This is a genomic window from Chamaesiphon minutus PCC 6605, from assembly GCF_000317145.1.
Taxonomy (GTDB): Bacteria; Cyanobacteriota; Cyanobacteriia; order Cyanobacteriales; family Chamaesiphonaceae; genus Chamaesiphon; species Chamaesiphon minutus.
Genome location: NC_019697.1, coordinates 2,061,462 through 2,078,418, shown reverse-complemented (window position 1 = coordinate 2,078,418; position 16,957 = coordinate 2,061,462). Strand labels below are relative to the sequence as shown.

19 protein-coding genes and 3 pseudogenes are annotated in these 16,957 nt (G+C 41.7%); 4 read left to right on the top strand and 18 right to left on the bottom strand.

From position 1 onward, the window contains the following. Nucleotides 1-2: 2 nt before the first annotated feature. On the bottom strand, nt 3-3,866 hold the full coding sequence (locus CHA6605_RS09695) for a pentapeptide repeat-containing protein (protein ID WP_015159291.1): 3,864 nt from the start codon (nt 3,864-3,866) through the stop codon (nt 3-5). A 226-nt stretch (nt 3,867-4,092) separates the two neighbouring features. Here CHA6605_RS09695 and CHA6605_RS09690 point away from each other — a divergent pair, with 226 nt between their 5' ends. The 3 genes and pseudogenes from CHA6605_RS09690 (at nt 4,093) to CHA6605_RS09680 (ending at nt 6,300) form a co-directional block, all read left to right on the top strand. Further along, nucleotides 4,093-4,290 (top strand): hypothetical protein, encoded by a 198-nt coding sequence (locus CHA6605_RS09690; protein WP_157259940.1) that lies wholly within the window; start codon nt 4,093-4,095, stop codon nt 4,288-4,290. A gap of 167 nt (nt 4,291-4,457) precedes the next feature. Beyond that, nucleotides 4,458-4,643, top strand: a complete 186-nt coding sequence (locus tag CHA6605_RS09685) for a hypothetical protein (protein ID WP_157259939.1) — start codon at nt 4,458-4,460, stop codon at nt 4,641-4,643. Between the two features lie 458 nt (nt 4,644-5,101). Further along, nucleotides 5,102-6,300 (top strand): annotated as a pseudogene (locus CHA6605_RS09680) (ISL3 family transposase). Here CHA6605_RS09680 and CHA6605_RS33960 read toward each other — a convergent pair. From CHA6605_RS33960 to CHA6605_RS37210, 3 genes and pseudogenes are all read right to left on the bottom strand, one after another. Further along, nucleotides 6,294-6,461 carry a hypothetical protein gene (locus CHA6605_RS33960; protein ID WP_015159288.1) on the bottom strand — a complete coding sequence of 56 codons (168 nt, stop codon included), beginning with the start codon at nt 6,459-6,461 and terminating at the stop codon, nt 6,294-6,296. The pseudogene CHA6605_RS09680 and the gene CHA6605_RS33960 overlap by 7 nt on opposite strands. 617 nt (nt 6,462-7,078) lie before the next feature. Continuing rightward, nucleotides 7,079-7,183 (bottom strand): annotated as a pseudogene (locus tag CHA6605_RS37215) (YlcI/YnfO family protein); the annotation flags it as partial. A gap of 2 nt (nt 7,184-7,185) precedes the next feature. Continuing rightward, a pseudogene (locus tag CHA6605_RS37210) lies at nt 7,186-7,407 on the bottom strand (toxin-antitoxin system toxin component, PIN family protein); the annotation flags it as partial. A 192-nt stretch (nt 7,408-7,599) separates the two neighbouring features. Between CHA6605_RS37210 and CHA6605_RS09660 the strand changes: the two are divergent. Beyond that, entirely contained in the window at nt 7,600-8,811 is a 1,212-nt protein-coding gene (locus CHA6605_RS09660; protein ID WP_015159286.1) for a hypothetical protein, read from the top strand. 78 nt (nt 8,812-8,889) lie between these two features. Here CHA6605_RS09660 and CHA6605_RS09655 read toward each other — a convergent pair whose 3' ends face one another. From CHA6605_RS09655 to CHA6605_RS09595, 14 genes are all read right to left on the bottom strand, one after another. After that, nucleotides 8,890-9,219: a hypothetical protein gene (locus tag CHA6605_RS09655; protein ID WP_015159285.1), complete on the bottom strand. Its 330-nt coding sequence runs from the start codon at nt 9,217-9,219 to the stop codon at nt 8,890-8,892. Between the two features lie 355 nt (nt 9,220-9,574). Further along, nucleotides 9,575-9,763, bottom strand: coding sequence for a hypothetical protein (locus CHA6605_RS33955; RefSeq protein ID WP_015159284.1), 189 nt, complete (start codon nt 9,761-9,763; stop codon nt 9,575-9,577). Between the two features lie 21 nt (nt 9,764-9,784). Continuing rightward, the gene (locus CHA6605_RS35685; RefSeq protein WP_015159283.1) at nt 9,785-9,943 is read right to left on the bottom strand and encodes a hypothetical protein; all 159 of its coding nucleotides are present in this window, start codon (nt 9,941-9,943) and stop codon (nt 9,785-9,787) included. A 253-nt stretch (nt 9,944-10,196) separates the two neighbouring features. Further along, nucleotides 10,197-10,679, bottom strand: coding sequence for a helix-turn-helix domain-containing protein (locus CHA6605_RS31490; RefSeq protein ID WP_015159282.1), 483 nt, complete (start codon nt 10,677-10,679; stop codon nt 10,197-10,199). Between the two features lie 120 nt (nt 10,680-10,799). Further along, the gene (locus CHA6605_RS09640; RefSeq protein ID WP_015159281.1) at nt 10,800-11,003 is read right to left on the bottom strand and encodes a DUF7706 family protein; all 204 of its coding nucleotides are present in this window, start codon (nt 11,001-11,003) and stop codon (nt 10,800-10,802) included. Nucleotides 11,004-11,259: 256 nt separating this feature from the next. Beyond that, nucleotides 11,260-11,535, bottom strand: coding sequence for a hypothetical protein (locus CHA6605_RS09635; RefSeq protein WP_015159280.1), 276 nt, complete (start codon nt 11,533-11,535; stop codon nt 11,260-11,262). 137 nt (nt 11,536-11,672) lie between these two features. Then, the gene (locus tag CHA6605_RS09630) at nt 11,673-11,948 is read right to left on the bottom strand and encodes an F-actin-capping protein subunit alpha (RefSeq protein ID WP_015159279.1); all 276 of its coding nucleotides are present in this window, start codon (nt 11,946-11,948) and stop codon (nt 11,673-11,675) included. Nucleotides 11,949-12,005: 57 nt separating this feature from the next. Further along, nucleotides 12,006-12,503 carry a hypothetical protein gene (locus CHA6605_RS09625; RefSeq protein WP_015159278.1) on the bottom strand — a complete coding sequence of 166 codons (498 nt, stop codon included), beginning with the start codon at nt 12,501-12,503 and terminating at the stop codon, nt 12,006-12,008. Between the two features lie 171 nt (nt 12,504-12,674). Then, a complete protein-coding gene (locus CHA6605_RS09620; RefSeq protein WP_015159277.1) occupies nt 12,675-12,932 on the bottom strand; it encodes a hypothetical protein in 258 nt (85 codons plus the stop codon). Between the two features lie 406 nt (nt 12,933-13,338). Further along, entirely contained in the window at nt 13,339-14,232 is an 894-nt protein-coding gene (locus CHA6605_RS09615; protein WP_015159275.1) for a DUF3560 domain-containing protein, read from the bottom strand. A 69-nt stretch (nt 14,233-14,301) separates the two neighbouring features. Next, on the bottom strand, nt 14,302-14,829 hold the full coding sequence (locus CHA6605_RS09610; protein WP_015159274.1) for an antirestriction protein ArdA: 528 nt from the start codon (nt 14,827-14,829) through the stop codon (nt 14,302-14,304). 59 nt (nt 14,830-14,888) lie between these two features. Then, a complete protein-coding gene (locus CHA6605_RS09605) occupies nt 14,889-15,248 on the bottom strand; it encodes a hypothetical protein (protein ID WP_157259937.1) in 360 nt (119 codons plus the stop codon). 144 nt (nt 15,249-15,392) lie between these two features. Continuing rightward, nucleotides 15,393-15,926: a hypothetical protein gene (locus CHA6605_RS09600; protein WP_015159272.1), complete on the bottom strand. Its 534-nt coding sequence runs from the start codon at nt 15,924-15,926 to the stop codon at nt 15,393-15,395. A 694-nt stretch (nt 15,927-16,620) separates the two neighbouring features. Further along, nucleotides 16,621-16,836, bottom strand: coding sequence for a Nif11-like leader peptide family natural product precursor (locus CHA6605_RS09595; protein WP_015159271.1), 216 nt, complete (start codon nt 16,834-16,836; stop codon nt 16,621-16,623). Nucleotides 16,837-16,957: the final 121 nt, after the last annotated feature.

Genomic DNA, 16,957 nt, shown 5'->3' with positions numbered 1-16,957 from the left:
AATCAACTTTCAACAGCACCTAAGTTTTTTAAGTTTTCCCTTTGAGTTCCTCTCAAATTTCTGACATCTCTAATATTTAGTCCATCATATGGACTATAAGCCCGCTGAGATTTTATCAGAAAGGGTTGTTCTAGATTTTCAATATTCCAAAGAACGATTGTGTTATCGCCAGAACCAGAGATAAGTCTCGTTCCAGTAGCATTAAACGCCACTGAATGTACCCAGCTAGAATGACCTTCTAATGGTTTACCTATTGGTTTTATATTATCCTTATCTCTAACATCCCATAGCTTTATCAGTGCATCACCACCGCCAGTGGCTAAGATACTAGAGTCATGGTTGAAAACTACGGAATATACAATTCCATCATGAGCTTTAAATTCACGAATAAGCTCGTAGTTATTTTCAATATTCCAAAGTCTAATATATCGACTATCTCCGTGCCCTGATACAAGAAGCTTTCCATCATTACTAAATGAGAGTCCCGTTATAAATGAGCTTCCTTCCATTAAATGAATACGGACAAAACTATTAGAATCCCAAATACATATAGTTCCATTACTACCACCACTGGCTAAATGATTATATTTAGAATGGGGATTAAATGCTAATGCATATATTCTTGCTTTTTGTTCAGTCTTAGTTTCAATACATTCCAAACTTTCCAAACTCCAGATCTTGAAGCTTCGATCGTAACTACCAGTTGCAAGTATTTTTTGATGTGTGGCAAAGGCGATAGAGCAAACTCTATTATTATGACCAGTTAATTTACGGATACTTGTAAAGTTTGATGCTTTTCTGAAAATAACGTCGTTATCATCACTACCACTAGCAAAAAATTCGCCATCATTACTAAAAATAATCGGAATAACTTCTCTTAGATGACCAGAGATAGATTCTGATTCATCAAAATATGGCTCGTCAGAATCTACTCTCCATCGTCTAATATCATTTTCATTACTAGAACTAAGAATGTAATTATTGTTGTTTGGATCGAAAACTACTCGATTGATATATCCTGAGTAGCCATAAATGCTATGTATACATTTAGAATTCTCTACATCATTAATATCCCACAGTTGCACAACACAATCTCTACGAACGCTCGAAAGAAGTTTCATTTCACTACTTATACAAAGAGCATTGATCGTCGATCTTTCTGCATTAAATGAATTTATTTGATTGATTGATAGGCTATTATTGTCCTCGCCTTCAATCTTGAAAGTATACATTTTACTTGTCGTATCTTGTCCGATAGAGCTAGAGGCAAATATATATAGTGCGCCACCAGCATCGTAATAAATATTTAAATTTTCTAAGGGTACTTTATTTCGAGTAACATTAGGTTGATGATGGAGTATTGTTAATGATTTATCTTGAATCGCAGCAATAGACAAACTTCCTTTCGTAGATGTTGCAATTAATCTATTTTCTCGATCGAATTTAAGGCAAGAATAGATTTCGCCAGTAAAATCTGATGAATGACATTGGCGATCGACTAGATTGAGTATTTTTATCTCCTTGTCATTTCTAGAGATGAGAAGCAGATCGCTACTGTTATCAAAAGCCAATGCCGATAATGATACTCCCGAATTTACATTTTCCCTGAATATACAGTTTATATCTTGAAAATCTTGGATACTCCATACTTCCAACAAACCTGTCGCAAAACCAATAGCTAGCAGTTTGCTATCATTGCTAACTGCCGAACTATGGATTTCAGTATTTTCGATATTTGAAATAGTTTTAATCGAAGAGAGAGCTAAATTATTGTCTTGAGTGGTAATCATCCAAAGCTTTACTTTACCCTCATTTCCAGTGGTTATCAAGTGACAAATACACGATTCATCTGAGCTATTTGAGTATATTGGAATAATTGAGTTAACACCATGATTATGCTCTCTAGATTTACATATTCTGGCCTTATCATTGATATCCCAGACACTAATTACTCCAGCATCGTCTCCTGTTATCAGTAGTGGATTCTTGATGTTATCTATGAAGGTAACAGATGTTAATGGAAATATTGATTCCTTAAATGTACAACGATCCAAGTAGCTGTTGCTCATATTTACTTTTTGCAAATCAGCACTAGAAAAATCAACTTCTTTTATATTTAGTCCAGATAGATCGATCGAGTTCTCAATTTTTTGTTTTTCTTGAATGAGTATATTGACAACATTACCAACCGCATATCCACGATTTGTTATATTTATTCGTTGTGCCTGAATTATAGATTTTGCCCATGATTCGAGCGTATGATATCCGTATTTAAAACACGAACCTTTAATTCGTTGAAGTATCAGTCTAATTTGAATTTTTTTAATGTACTCACTGGCAGTTGCTTGAAAAAGTGGGAATTTATTAAAGATACCCAGATCGTCAAAATTATCTAAGTTATTCGATGCTATAAGTTCGATAGTTCTCAGAATATCAGCCATCAATAATCGAACGAGTTTTTCTGTAGCAAACTCCATAATTACGTTTTCTAGAGTCCACCTTGGCAACAAGTTATCCTTTTTTATCAGCGACCTGTCGTTAAGCTTTAATAAGCCAGAGCGGATATTGCTATGTCGTTCTTCTGGATAAATAAATTCAGATAATTTATCATCTGGAATGAAATCTCTTGCGATTGCCAGCCAATAAATAATCGTTGATTCGACGCTAGATAAACGCTCAAAATGTTGCTCAAGAATTTCGTTTGAGTCAGAAAAATTAATTGTTTGATTATCTAATAATTGTTGAATATTTGTGTAAATACCTGGAATAAATCCACAAGCTAATTTGAGGATTAACGGATGATAGCTGCAAGCTTTTACTAGTTTTTCGATAACATCCTCGCTATCTTGTAAACCCTTAGACTTCACAAAATGTACAGCACTATCTCTATCTAAGCCAGTCAGAGCAATATTAAGATAGGTCGATCTATCTAAATTTTCAACAATATTAGGGCATTCTCTACTCGTAACTAGGAGACAACTATTGTGATTTGAAGTGACTACTCGATCGATAAAATACTGATACTCTTTATAAGACTCTTGAAATTCACCTAATCCTTCACCAATATCCATAATTGATTCCATGTTGTCTAGAATCAGCAAGCATGGACTTTCTGAAATATAAAAAATAATTTTATCAACTATCAACTCTAGTGATAGATTATCCATACCCTCATTTTTATCAGACAAAAAATCAAAAAAATTTGATAACACATCAATTGCTGGCGGCATCTCCCTTAGCGATCTACAAATTATGTATTTACTATCGGATGACTCACAGATCTGATTTGCTAATGCAGTTTTACCGATTCCGCCCATACCTGACAAGACAATTAGTTTACAAGTATTGCCTTGTACTGAGTTTTTAAGCTGATCTATTTGTTCTGCTCTTCCAAAAAATATATCCTTAGAATTAATGCCTAGTTCTCTTATGTCAGTTTTTTTAGATTTATTTTGAGTCTCGACAGAAGATATCTGATTCTTGTTCTTGTGAGATAAATATGAAGAACTAGACACTATTATTTTTAGATATTCATTACTTAGTAATGTCAACAACTCCTGCTTGTATTTGTTTCTTTGTTCCTTACTATCAGGAATACAACACTTGATTCTTATACGGTCAACATGTATTTTTAATGCCCTCTCTGAACAAAAGCCTATACAAGCCTTTTTATAAGGCTCATTATCATTAACTTTTGGGAAAATTTTAAGAAGCGCAATTGTTTCATTTAGATCTAATAATTCATCCAGGACATTAGATTTTATTTTGTATTCGCCCCTAGCCCAGTCTATTAAAAAAAGATTAAAGTCACTCGTGTAGATTCTTAACTCTATAGCATCTTTATTCCAGCTTGCAGTTTTATTCATGACGGTTTGAGTGTATTAGTGTTTAAGGTTATGCACTCGAAGTGCAATTTATCTTGTTTTTATTTGCACTCAAGGTATATATGAATTCGATTAACTTAATGTCATTGTTAGTTACAACAGCACAAATAAAGAAATCGGTAAATTTTGAGGCTGTGATAATTGTCTAGCAATGGCAAGTAAAATGATGTCTTTCTACTCGAACTTAACTAGTAAACTGCCCAATTTTTTGAAAAAACTTGGTACATCAGCAGTAGCAGCACTGACGATTGCCGAGATCTCGCTCATTAGTAGTATTCCCCGCGCTCAAGCGGCTTATTACTGTCAGTGTGTAGATTATGTCAAACAAGTCTCAGGCATTGCCAATAACATAGTGGTGGGCATCGCCGCTATGTTATTGGCAATGCTGGAACCAACCAATGGGTAGCATCTACTGTTATCAATGGCAATGCACCTGGCAGTATACCTTAACAGTTGTCAGTCAATATCCCCCGATTTCCCAAAAGAAATCGGGGATATCTTCGATCCAAGCCTGCGATCGACTCAAGCGAAGAAGATATCCTATGTGGCGCAATGGCTAGAGCCATCAAAAACATGAAAAGCACCTACATTTGCCTTATCATTGCCGTAGTAATTCCATTCTCGATCGAAGCGGCTCAAGCTGGTGGTGATAATAACTCAGTGACAGCGACGACCCCTGCACCCAGTGGGATCTCTTCCGAAACTCTTACCCCAACCGGAACTATTTTTATACTTAGCAAGATTGCATTTAACTATTAGCTGTTTTTAAAATACTTGATCGGAGAATTAAATCATTGGATATCAATTGTCAATGTACCTTGAGTGCAAACTTTTTTGATATTTCTTGCACTCAAGGTACATAGCAATTTCAACTCGATAGCTCTAGGATAATTTACATCAGCACAGACGGAGGAAGTAGGGAGCCTAGCTAACACAAGGCAATTCATAACTTTTATCTATGTGCAGGATCAAATCACCTTCATTCAAAACTAGCTATGTTTAATAAAATAGGGTTCTCCAGTACCTAATGTGCTAATTAAATGAGAATCGAGGCAGTACAAGAGAAAGAAAATAAAATAAATATGTCAAAACTGCTGACGAGGAGAGGAAAAGCAAGATAATGAAGAGAGGAAGAAATAGTAAGAAGAGCGGCGGGCAGGGCAAGTGGCAACAAAAAGGAACTCAAGCTACTAACGGAGCTATTAGGAATAGAAGGAATGCGAGTAGAGTCGCAGCGACAATATGAAGGAATAGGCATCATCTTACAGGTAGAAGCAATAAAGAAAGAAAGCAAATGCCATAGATGCGGAACGAAGAGTAGTAGCTTACATCAGAATAATAGATACATAGTAAAAGATTTGCCGTGGGGAGAGCAGCAAGTTCACCTAGAAATAAACAGAAGACAATTTAAATGTAAAAAATGTCAAAAACCATTTAGCGAACAACTAGAATTTGTTAAAGGCAGAAGAACATATACTTCAAGACTAGCTAAAAAAATCCTAGCAGAAGCACTAGAAGGAGATATTCAGAGCGTAGCTAGAACAGGAGTAATGACGACAGCAGAAATAGAGAGAATAATTGAAGACGCAGCAAGCAGAGCTAAACGGAGAAAAGCCAACGGATTTAAGAAAACTGGGAATAGATGAAATAGACAATGGTAAAAGGACAAGGAAAATATTGTGCAGTATTAGTAGATATAGAGCGAGGAAAATTATTAGCAATAATCGAAAGCAGAAAGAGTGAAGAAATAGAGAAAATCCTGAAAGGATGGGGGACAGAGGTACTGGAAAGGATCGAAGAAGTCAGCATAGACTTATGGAAAGGGTATAAAAGCTTAGCGATAGAAGTGATGCCTAATGCTCAAGTAGTAGCAGACAGATTTCATGTAACAGCGCAAATAAATAGTGAGTTAGATAAGCTGAGAAAACAAGAAAAAAGAGCGATAGAGGCTAAACTTAAATCCGCAAAGACATTAGAGCAAAAGAATGAATACACTCGGCAATTGGCAGTAATAAAATCGAGTAAATATGCGCTGCTAAAAAATGAAAAAGAGTTAAGAGAGGAGAAAGAACAAGAGAAGCTCAAGCAGGTTAGAGAAGAATTTGCCAACATTAGGGCAGCACATCTACTCAAAGAAAAATGGAGAGAGATAATGGAAAAAACAACATCGTGGATGAGAGGACTATTGAAAATTAGACATTGGCTGGTAAGAGCCAAGCAGCATTTGCCAAATAGTTGTGGCACAATCTCGCGATGGTTAACAGAGATAGTTGCTTACTTTGATGAGCGAACTACTAGTGGTGTAGTTGAGGGAATTAATAATAAGATTAAGCTCATCAAGCGTACTGCTTATGGCTTCACTAATTTCAACAACTTCCGAAACAGATGCTTGCTAACTTGGAGATTCAATTATTGATTTAGCACATTAGGTACTGGAGAACCAAAAATAGTTATAGCTTCTGGTTTGGTAGCAGCTTTAAGCGCAGCACCAGTCATTGCTTCAACACCATTGTCTAACACAAATTCGCCCACACAAGCTACGCTCGAACAAATCAAGCCTACCAAATTACCTGCCACTATTAAACTCGCTCAATGGCAAGGAGTTGTGCCTGCGGCAAGATATGGTATTCAGCGGGGGGCACAGTGGTGTGCAACTAATGTCCGTTGCTCAGTCGGAGCAGCAGGTCTTTCAAGACCATCTTGGGGAGAAATTAACGGTGCTGCTGAAGCCTATCGACGGGATCGATGGAACAATCCAAACAATGCCCCAGGTAAAGGTCGAAATACAATTGGAGGTTATAGTGAACCACGAGGAAATTGGTACAACCCAAGATCTTGGTAGGTTTGCTAGGCATTGACTCATACCCAAGTCCGTTTTTAAAATGAGCGACTCCTTCACAGGGGTCGCTTAGTCTAACAATAGACCTTTGCGAAAGTACTTGCCTGAGTCATGAGTCTTAACAAAAACAGCATTATTAATAAAATAGCAAGAGCAGTGCTTGAATTGCCTGACACTTAAGCCCCCGACAGTCAAACAAATGAAAAACGCAACATTAATCCCCTAAGCCCTTACAGAGCGGGGCGAGAGAACTTGAGGGTTAATGTTTGGCTGCTTGAAGCTTCGCTCTCAGTCGGTCGATCGTCTCAGTAGTTAATTCTGGGTCGCAAGTTACCACTTTTCGATCAGCTAAGATCAGCGCGTACACGATATATTGATTCAGGGATACGCCCTCTTGCTCGGCTACTTGCGCTAATTGCTGGTGTAGGGTTTCCGGTAGTCTCAGTGTCAATCTGCGTATGGTTATGGATCGGTGGCTAATTTAATAACTAATTCTGCGGGAGTTAAAACTAATAATCCCAGTGATGTTTGCGCGATTTTCAGATCCTTCAAATTCGACGTGACAATCGCCGCGTCAGCATTCATCCCACAATCTACCAAAAAATCATCGCCAGGATCTGGTGAAGTGGGTCGCCAAGAATAATAAATCGGCGTGAATTGAGAAATACTCAGTAGTTTTCCTAAGGCAAACAGATTCAGTTTTGATAATTCGCTCTCTCCAAAAACGTTTAATCTTCAACCACAAACATTTTATTTGAACATATAAACGTTTGTTAAAAAATCAAAACGTTTGCTACTAAAATTAGACCGTTTGTCTATTGTCACCCAATAATTTTAATCTTACGATCTCTTTATTTACTACCTAAAAATAGCAGAATGAAGAATTATAGATTACTGACTATTATCGGAGCTAGTATTGCTAGTCTCTTTTCTAGCTGGCTCCCAGCAATTGCCCAACCCGTTCTCACTTATAACGGCGTGAGTACTTACAAAGACAGTAAAGACAATATTTACATAGTGAGTTCTGGGGGCGTAGAAATCACCTATACGGGAGTGAATGCCACCAGAACTATTACTAGCGATGCTTGCGGTTATGCCAGGATTTCTTTCAATGAGGCTAGCTCTAGCACGCCGACCGAGATCGTAGCAGGGGGTACCACGAATACCATCTCTTCCTTACCGAGTGTCTTGGCGAAAACAGGATATAAATGTGTCGCTGGGGTCGCTCAATGGGGTAATGGGGCGCAGACTGGAGCATTCAAACAAACCGTTTCTGGCAATACGATTACGACTAATGTTTACTTTCCCCCTGCTCAAACTGGGGGAGCTAATAAGCAATTATCCCTGGCTTATACTGTAGATCTAACTTCGATTTTTAGAGATAACACCTGCGGGTTTACAGTCTTTCCAGGCTACGCTACTCGCCGATCGAGCGCGACCCCTTTCAGAGGCAGCACAGCGATTAATGTTGTTACCTTACCGCTCAACCCCGCTCCACCTAAATGTGCAAATAATCGCGCGATTACTTCTGGGGGAAATGGTTCCCAAGGTGGCGCGACGATGTATCGTACTAAGTCAGCAATTTATCTAACGGGGCTGACTGCTGGCAGTATCAATAACGTCGATTACAACGCCTTAGAGAGCAAATTTTTTCCAAATCTAAGTCCTTGTGGAGCTATTTCGATCGATTTGAAAACGCTCCAGCCAGTAACACTTAAAGCTGGCAGCACTACCTATACTTCGGCATCAATGACGGTTACTCCCTTTGCCGATCTTCAATGTAATTCGCCTAGTTTTGCCTCAGCTCTAGCCGACAGGCTTTACAAGATCGATAATGCTAGGTTTGTCTACAAAACATCAGATCCGACTACTAAAAGATTTGCGGTTGAGATTCCTACAGTAGTCAATAGAAAAATCCCCGTCAATCAATGTGGATTTTCAACGATTCCCGCGCTCAATCGGTCGTCAGGCTTTACTACTGGTGACAGGGTAACGATTAATGGCTCGACCCCATACGATCCGCTGACATTGCCACTAGTGGCTAATGCACCACAATGTATGAACGGTACGATCTATACACCGCAGTAGATAATTAATAGTTAATAGTTATCAACTATTAACTATTAACTATTAACTAAAAAGGGAGACTAGCCCCCCACAAACTAACTACGAACTAACAACCACCCGACTACCACGAGAAGCTACGCCCAGCGACAAGACCTGCCCAGGCACCGCACAAGGCACCGAACAAGACCAACAGCCTGACCAAGTGACCCAACCGACAGACACGGGCACCCACCGCCGCGACACCACGCCCACACCAACGACAGCACTAGCCCGCCGCGCAAAATCAGCCGCCGACTCAGCAGAGCTAAACACAGCCTCGACCACCCACCCAGTGAATGACCGCGAACTGACCCGAACCGCACAATCAACCGCGCCAGCACGAGCCGCCAACGACAACCACAAATCCGCAGCAACAGATAAACGAGACATAAAACAAAAACCTCAGCGAGATAACGACAACCCAACACACGGGCTGCCCCCACCAATTTCTGTAGGCTGTCAAGGGTGGCGATCGAAGCTAGTCAGTGTCACTAAGCACTAGAAATACCGCCACTTGCATTGCCCTTGACCGCCGAAATTATAATAAAACAGCCCGTGTGTGGCAACTAAGCACTAGGAAGCTCACAGGCTGCCCTCACTAGGGTCTAGCGCGGTCGGGACAACAGGGAGGCGAGATCGATAATGTAGGGTCTGGAATTGGTGTCCCGATGGCGCGGCGGCATGTTCTCTAAAGTTCTAGAAATTAGCACGGTCGAAGACGGTGCGTTCGACGGAGCTATGACCATTAGTTACGGATTCGCCCAACCATTGCTCGAAGATACTCAGCATCAATTCCCCACCCGCGACGGCTTTCGCGTTCGAGAAGATCGTTATCTTCAGCGATCTGGGCGATTTCAAGTATGACCGCTGCCAATCCTTTTGCCCGAACACGTTCGGCTAGAGCAATTTTGAAATCTTCATCAGTTATATTCATATATCTTCTGACATTAAAGATTTACCAATAAGGTTCGCCATCCCAAAAATCAGACAACTCGACCTCAAAATCTTCAAGAATTTTCTTATAAAAAAGCTCGTCGTTGTCTGCTTCGAGCCAGTAGGTAGCATTTGGTTTATTTCGCTCATAAGGTAGTAAGTAAGCGGTTTCACAAGGCATTAGAAACGCAACACATTTATTCTTTTCTACTATTTGAGATTTGGGATAATCGCATCTCGCTATAATCGACTCTGCGTAGAAACGTTGTCCGGTTTTTCGCTCGATTCCCCACAGGGGACGCTACGCGAACGCAGCACGAAATCTTGCCCAAAAGTCTTGCCTGGGATTGTCTATCCAAATTTGCTCTATTTTCATCTACGATTGTCTGCGATAAATAATTCTTGGGACTATGGTAGTGACTGGTGTTTTAAGTTTACGAGCGGTCGATTTGTATGGGATACTCAGATCTTTTGAGATAAATTTGTTCGTATTTGCACCAATACCACTGTCCACTTAAACCGCGCTCTCTTAGTCCATTTAATACTCGAATCGCTAGTTCCGTCCCTAAACTACTTCTGCGAACTTCAGGATCGATTCCTAGCAATTCAGACATTTCTTCGCCTGTTAATCTTGTTGCTGTCTCAAGTTTTGTCACCGCGAAAGTATTGTGTTCTCGCTCTCGGCTGTGCAATTTCTCTCCTGGGGAATAGTTCTCAACCAAATCGGTAGGTGGCATATTCAACCAGTCACACAAAGCTTGAAAAGTTGCCATGTCTGGAACCTTGCAATTTTCTACTCTATAAATTGCGCTAGGGCTACTAATGCCAGCTTCTCTAGCCACCTCCTTCAATCCTCTTTTACCTCGCTTGCTGCGAGTGAGACTCGCTAGTTGCTCGATGTCCAAATAATTTGTCATTTAAATCAATCCTTAATGTGCTTGAGTTTATCGACCGAAAGATCTTCAGCGAAAGTTACTTTGTATAAGTGATATATTTGCAATATTTTAAGTGGTATATCATCGCCTGGAGCCGAATTGTTACCTCGGATCGTATCCCGCATCACTCAATGCTTTGCGAACCTCTGAGGCTGCATTTTGCATGAGATAAGCGTCATCTTCATTAATGGCGCGGCGGCGGAAATCATCAAACTGGACGCGCTTGAGATATTGAGCCAGAGCGTAAGCTTGCTCGTCAGTTAGCTCGATCTCAAGCAAGAGGATCGCAAGGGCGGAGAAGCGCACTGCTGGTATTCAGTCGCAGTTAGGGCATTCGATCGCAGTTAAGGCATTCGATCGCAGTTAGGGCATTCGATCGTAAAAGTACTTGAGGTACTTAGACTTGTGAAGCATAACCTGGCTTTTTACGCCATTTTATGGGTAAAGTGACAAATGTTTACATAAAGGAATATATTCTTCAATCATCATTTTATCGATCGTAAGGGTACTGATTTGAGTTACTACCCCAAAAATCTAAATTTCTGGGGTAGTAACTGGTGTTTTAGGGTTCTGAATTACCCATTCCGGTGACGCTTCTCAAGATCGTGTCAATTTTCCCGTTTAATTCGTTGAAGCCCTCATCAATGCGCGAGTTTAAATTATCTTCCACATCATCGATGCGGTTGACTACTCGCTCGAAGGCATCGGTTACATAACCGCCAGGAGCAATCGTCGCTCTTAGTTGGGCTTGAGTATTTTGAATTTCAGTAAGCTGATATTCGAGTGCAGCAACGCGAGTGTAAAGGTCGCGGTCGTTCGGTTCTTGTGATTGTGTCATAGTAGTAAGTAGTTATTGTTGATTTGTGCGGCTCCTAGCCGCTGGTATCCCCGTTAGTTTGGTCGCTGGCGGGGATATCCCTATTTTAGCGGTCAACCCCGCTTTAAAAGCGGAGGATTGAGGGCTAGAATTCTGCTCTAGGCTTTGGAGAGTTTGTAGCCATCGAACGATAACTGTGTGCCGTCGTTCTTCTCAATCGTCTCCCAACTGCTAATCGTCGGATCTTCAACATATATTGTTAAGTCGGATACTTTACAACGCTTGAAATCAGACTCAAAACTATTTTGAATATCGACATCAATGTATTTGTGAACATCGATCTTTCCATCGACGATTAAAGACTTTAACTTTGAATCGGGAAGCTCGATCGTTAGTTCGATTGTTGCTGGAAGAATTAATTGAACTTGTGCCATAAATTTTAGGGTTTGGAATGCACCAGCCCCGATGTAGGGCTGGATAGTGGTTAGGTATTAGAGGTCAAAATGGCGGACGGTTTGAATAAAGATTGTGGTAGCAATATCCTTAATCTCTGGTGCCTCTAAGATGCCTGTAGCTGGAATGGTCTTAGCGGTGGTGAGGCAACACCCATAGAGTTTTCCTAGCCGCTGGATATAGTCGGCGATTTCAGCCGCTCGGCTGGGCTGTGGTTCTGGTTCAGTTTGAAAGCCCATTTGTTGCTTCAGCTTCATCTCAGCTTCAAAGGGGAGTGTGACGGCTGGCCCAGTTGTTGCCAACCCAACAGCGGAAGAGTTTGAAGCATGTTCGACTAGAGAGGCTTTCCCCTTACTATCGATCGCAATGCTGACCCGTTCCCCATTCACCCGACCCATTACTTCTCGATCGCCAGCAGGTCGCCAGATAGCGATTTCCTGCCCATCAGCGGTTACAACGTCCATAACCGACTTTTCACCGAATTTAGTGCTTACTTGGCGGGGATTGCCATTTACACGCGCTTCAATTAGCTTCATAATTTAAGTATCCTTAATTTCGTGATTTGGGATAACTCAATAACTCGGCGATCGCTCTACTTTGCACGGAAGGCGATCGCTTTGTTTTTGAGGTTAGTATTATTTTACCATTAAATCATCATTTCATAGTCGATTTAATGATGAGTAATTAATGATTAAAATAAGCTTAATTTACAATCTTATTAACTCATTCATTTTCTTAGATAGATAACTTTCAGCCGCTTCAGCACTGGCGAATATATCGACTCCTCCTGCTTCATAGCTTTTATCCTTCCAGCGTTGCACCATTCCAAATTGCTTGAGAAAGCGATGCTTTGAGCTTGCAAAAGTGATGTATTTGATACCAATTTTATCGACTACTAATCTTTCAGTTTCAATGGCACCATTGATATAAACCACTTGACCGATCGTTAATTCTTTAACGTTCATTCTGTTTACCTCTAGTATTTCTGTCTTCTGTTGTGCATGATTTATCTGACTAGCGCGGCGTTTCGCGGCGCGGCGAGTGTGGTCTAATCGCACGGCGTTTCGCGGTGCGATTTCTTCGCTCGACCACCTTGGGGTGCGCTTGCGCGATCGAGACTGAGCTATTGGTTGTCGTAGGCTTCCGTCAGCTCATCTTGAGATACGGGGTACATTTTCAATGCTCGACCGCCGAAGACGGCGCGCAAGCTTCGATCGCTTCGGGAAACTCTACACCTTTGTCTATTTGTCCGTTAACAATGTCTAAAGCCATTTCTAATTCAAAAGTCATGATGATTTTATGTTTGATGTTGTGTGTAAGAATTTAGCAATTGATGGGGAGAGTCGAACCCTGCCCCATCAATGCGAGGGTTTATCGATCTGCTTTTAAGATCGTCTCAATCGCGTCGAGCGTATACCGACAGCCGAAACCATTTAAGTGCCGCTGCCAAGCTGATTCGGATGGTGCCCACCGGAAACCGTGAGACTTTAGTAGATTCCGAATCTGTACGCTCGGCTTTCCACTAAAAATCAACTGAACACGATTGATAGTTCTGGCATGTCGAACAATCAGATCTAGATCGGGGTATTCTTCCTCTGTATCACCAACCTCAACCGCATTAACCAAAGCTTTTTCTAATTGCGCTAGTCTTTGCTTCATCCGGCGGATGTTAGCGTTATTGTTTGTTAACTCATAGTCTGCATAACCAACTCGTCCGCAGAAATCGGGCTGTAAAATCATGGGACTGTGCCCCGCTGCTTTCAACTGCTCGGTCTTCTGTTCGATCGTCAGTTTCTTACTTTTAACGATCTTATTTCCTGCTTTCATGAAGTCCTGACGATCGATCGCTGCTGCAATCTTTTCCTTTAGCTTCTCGATCGCGTCGGGGTCATCGCTGAAAATCGATTGATTACTTTCGATCGCCTCGGCTTTCTGTTCGTAATACTCAGCCTTATCGGATGCTGCAACAGATTTACCCATCACATCCCACATCCGACGACGGAACCGTCGATCGCGTTTTTCCGAATGGTGCCCGACTAAAATCGGCTGACCCATTGGAATACATCGCGCCATACTAGTCGATCTTTCATAGAACGACTTAGACAGCTTACGATTTTTCAACCCCAGGCGGTGTGCGTTATCTAGCCGCCGCTCTCGGCGAGATTCAAAGCGATCGCGGCGATTGTCTAATATTTCTTGTGCCTTCTCCTCTAGTTCAGTTGATGCGGGAGTATTAACACTGTCGTCGAACAAATTTAATTGCATTGTTGTTGTTGCTCTAATAGATAAAAGGTATTGAAGAGAGCGAGATAAATCTCGCCCTATTTTGCTTAATTAGCCATTACGAAAAACATATAAAGCTTCATACCCTTCTCGAACCCCTGTAAATTCGCTGATGAATAAGTCTCTCGCCCACACTTCAAAATCGATATACATTGGATTTAAACCAGCTTGCTCGACCTTATCGATTAGCTCTGAATAATGTTCCTCGGTGAATGCTTGCTCGTTGTCGTAGCTGCCCTGATACCGATCCTCAAAATCTTTAATATCTTCAAAGTTATAATGATCCAAATATGCCGCGAATGCTTCGCCGTGTTCTTGAAGTTTTTGGGCTAGTTCTACCACTCGATCGATCGATTCATACTCCTCAATCGTTATGCCTTTAAACCCTTCATAAGAATGGATCGCCCAGTCTTCACAGGCTTCGATTTTAGCCATTGGCGATCGGGATAGCATCGCCTTGATATCCTTGCGAATCTCATCACTGTCGCGGTCTACGTCGATCCACTCTCCATGTAGATGTGCATTTGTGTAGGCAGACAAGCAAGCAACATATATCCTGGGCGTTTCTGTATCGTTCATTGTTCTATCGCGGTGTGGGTCTGTAGCGGCGTGGGGGGCGGCGCAGCCGCCCCATGAAATTACATGTAATCTAAGCTTGTCTTTCTCGGCTCAACTGTCCAAATCTCTGGATCTGCGATCTTCTGCTCTACCAGCCAGCCAGCAAACAACCGCCCGATCGCTTCTGCTTGGGTCGCACACTGCCCGTAAGGGTGGCACTGGTAGACGTGCGAGGGGTTTCCTTCAAAAGTCTCATCGAATAGCCATGAAGGGACTTTCTCGACCGCGCCGATTTTCTTGTCTGCGATCGATAACTCCCACCGAGTAGCATCGTAATTAGCCTTTAAAGCTACTAACTGAACTGTGTCCAACCAATCAAGCATAGGTAAAATGCTCGAACCTGCTGCCACCTCTGGGCAACGATCTAAGGAATATGTCATAATCGTGAATAGATTTATTTTTGTTTTTTGCTGAAATGAGATTGTTTTAAATCTCATTTCAACACTTTTATTATAACATTAATTAGCTTGAATAATACACTTTCAATTAATACTAATTAATAAAAAAATCAACATTAAAACTATCTAAAAAATAGATAACTGGCTACTAGAAACACCCAACCACCAGCCATCGACAGCAGACCACGCCACACCCGCCCACGCTGGAGGAGCATAGCCAACAGGCAACCACAGCAGCACCCGCCGACCACTACCAAGAGCCAACGCAGCAGATCCCCAAGAACCAGAGCCGCCGCCACGGAAGGAGCGGGAAGGAGTAACGCCAGGAGGAGGGGACACAGAACCAGGGATAACCACTAGCAAGCCACCAAGGGGAATAGCCTCGACTATAGCCGCCGACCGCCGCGCAAATGCCGCGCGACCAGTGCCCCACCGCCCTGAAGCCACAGCAAATAAGCATAAACGACCATCACCATTACCACTACCAAACGCCGAGCGAACCGCTAAATCTGCACCAGCAGCGCAGCCAACAACAACGTGACAGCCAGCAGGGACAAGCGGAAAAAGAGAAGCAAGCACGGCTAAACCTGCACCAGATAAAGACCGAGAACCACTAAAACCAATAGTATCTAACTCAGAAAATAAAGATTCAAGCAACATAAACTATCAGATATAATTGACATAATTATATCATTTTAAGTATCATATTTACTTAATTTTTACTAATATAAATTAGCCAATTAATTAGACATTTAATATTTATTTTAGCCTTTCAGATAAGCTCAAAACACGCGGAGCGAACACCCGTAGGTAGTGGCGATCGGAGTGGAGCGAGTGGAGCGACTGACGAAGGAGGGAGACGGAACGAACGCAACGGAGGAGCCGCGCCGGAGTGGTGTGAGAGGGAGGGGAGCCGGAGCAGACCGCCTATGCCGTAGCCAGCTCCTCCCCGACCGTCGGAGCGTGTCTGGGGGCGGGTGGAGGGACGTGAGTGAGGAGCGGGAGGGATTTGGTGGGGATAATATTCGATCGTGCAGATATCACCCCTCCCCGACGAGCGAACAACATCTCCCCTCTAAGCTATGAGTTATTTTGCCAATCGGTTGAGTTCAGCGACCATTTTTCATCTAACCGAAAAGATATAGCTGCTTCTTTTCTCATCGCCGTTCTTGCCGCTTGGCTAAAGACTTAATTACTCGATCGCGTGACTTCTCGCTCCGTTCCAACCAAAGAGACTATCGCTTCTTCCACAATCGTCTCTTTAGCGTTCAATTCGGGTAAAGATACTCTCGATCTGAAGAAAATATGGTGTTTATTCTTCCTATGCTGGTAGAACCAGATATTCAAAAAGCATTTAATTATACTCTCCAGGAAGAACGGTTTTTATAACAGTAACTCCGCCAAATTTCTTTCCTGACATTCTCAGTAATTCATCACCTGAAAATTCAAAGCCAAGCTTTAGTGCTATCTCTGCAACCTCATCTGCGGTTGATGCTGTGGACACTTCGTTTTTAAGTGCAGGTTCAGACTGCATTTTCTTTAAAAACGCCTCAAGTCGATCTAAAGCCATATTTAAAACTCCTATTTTTTGTTAGCCGCCTATAATAAACAAGGAAACCATTACATACTTCAAGCAAATCCTATCATTCTTTTAAGATATAGCTTTTTTACCCACAAGAGCGACTTTTCAA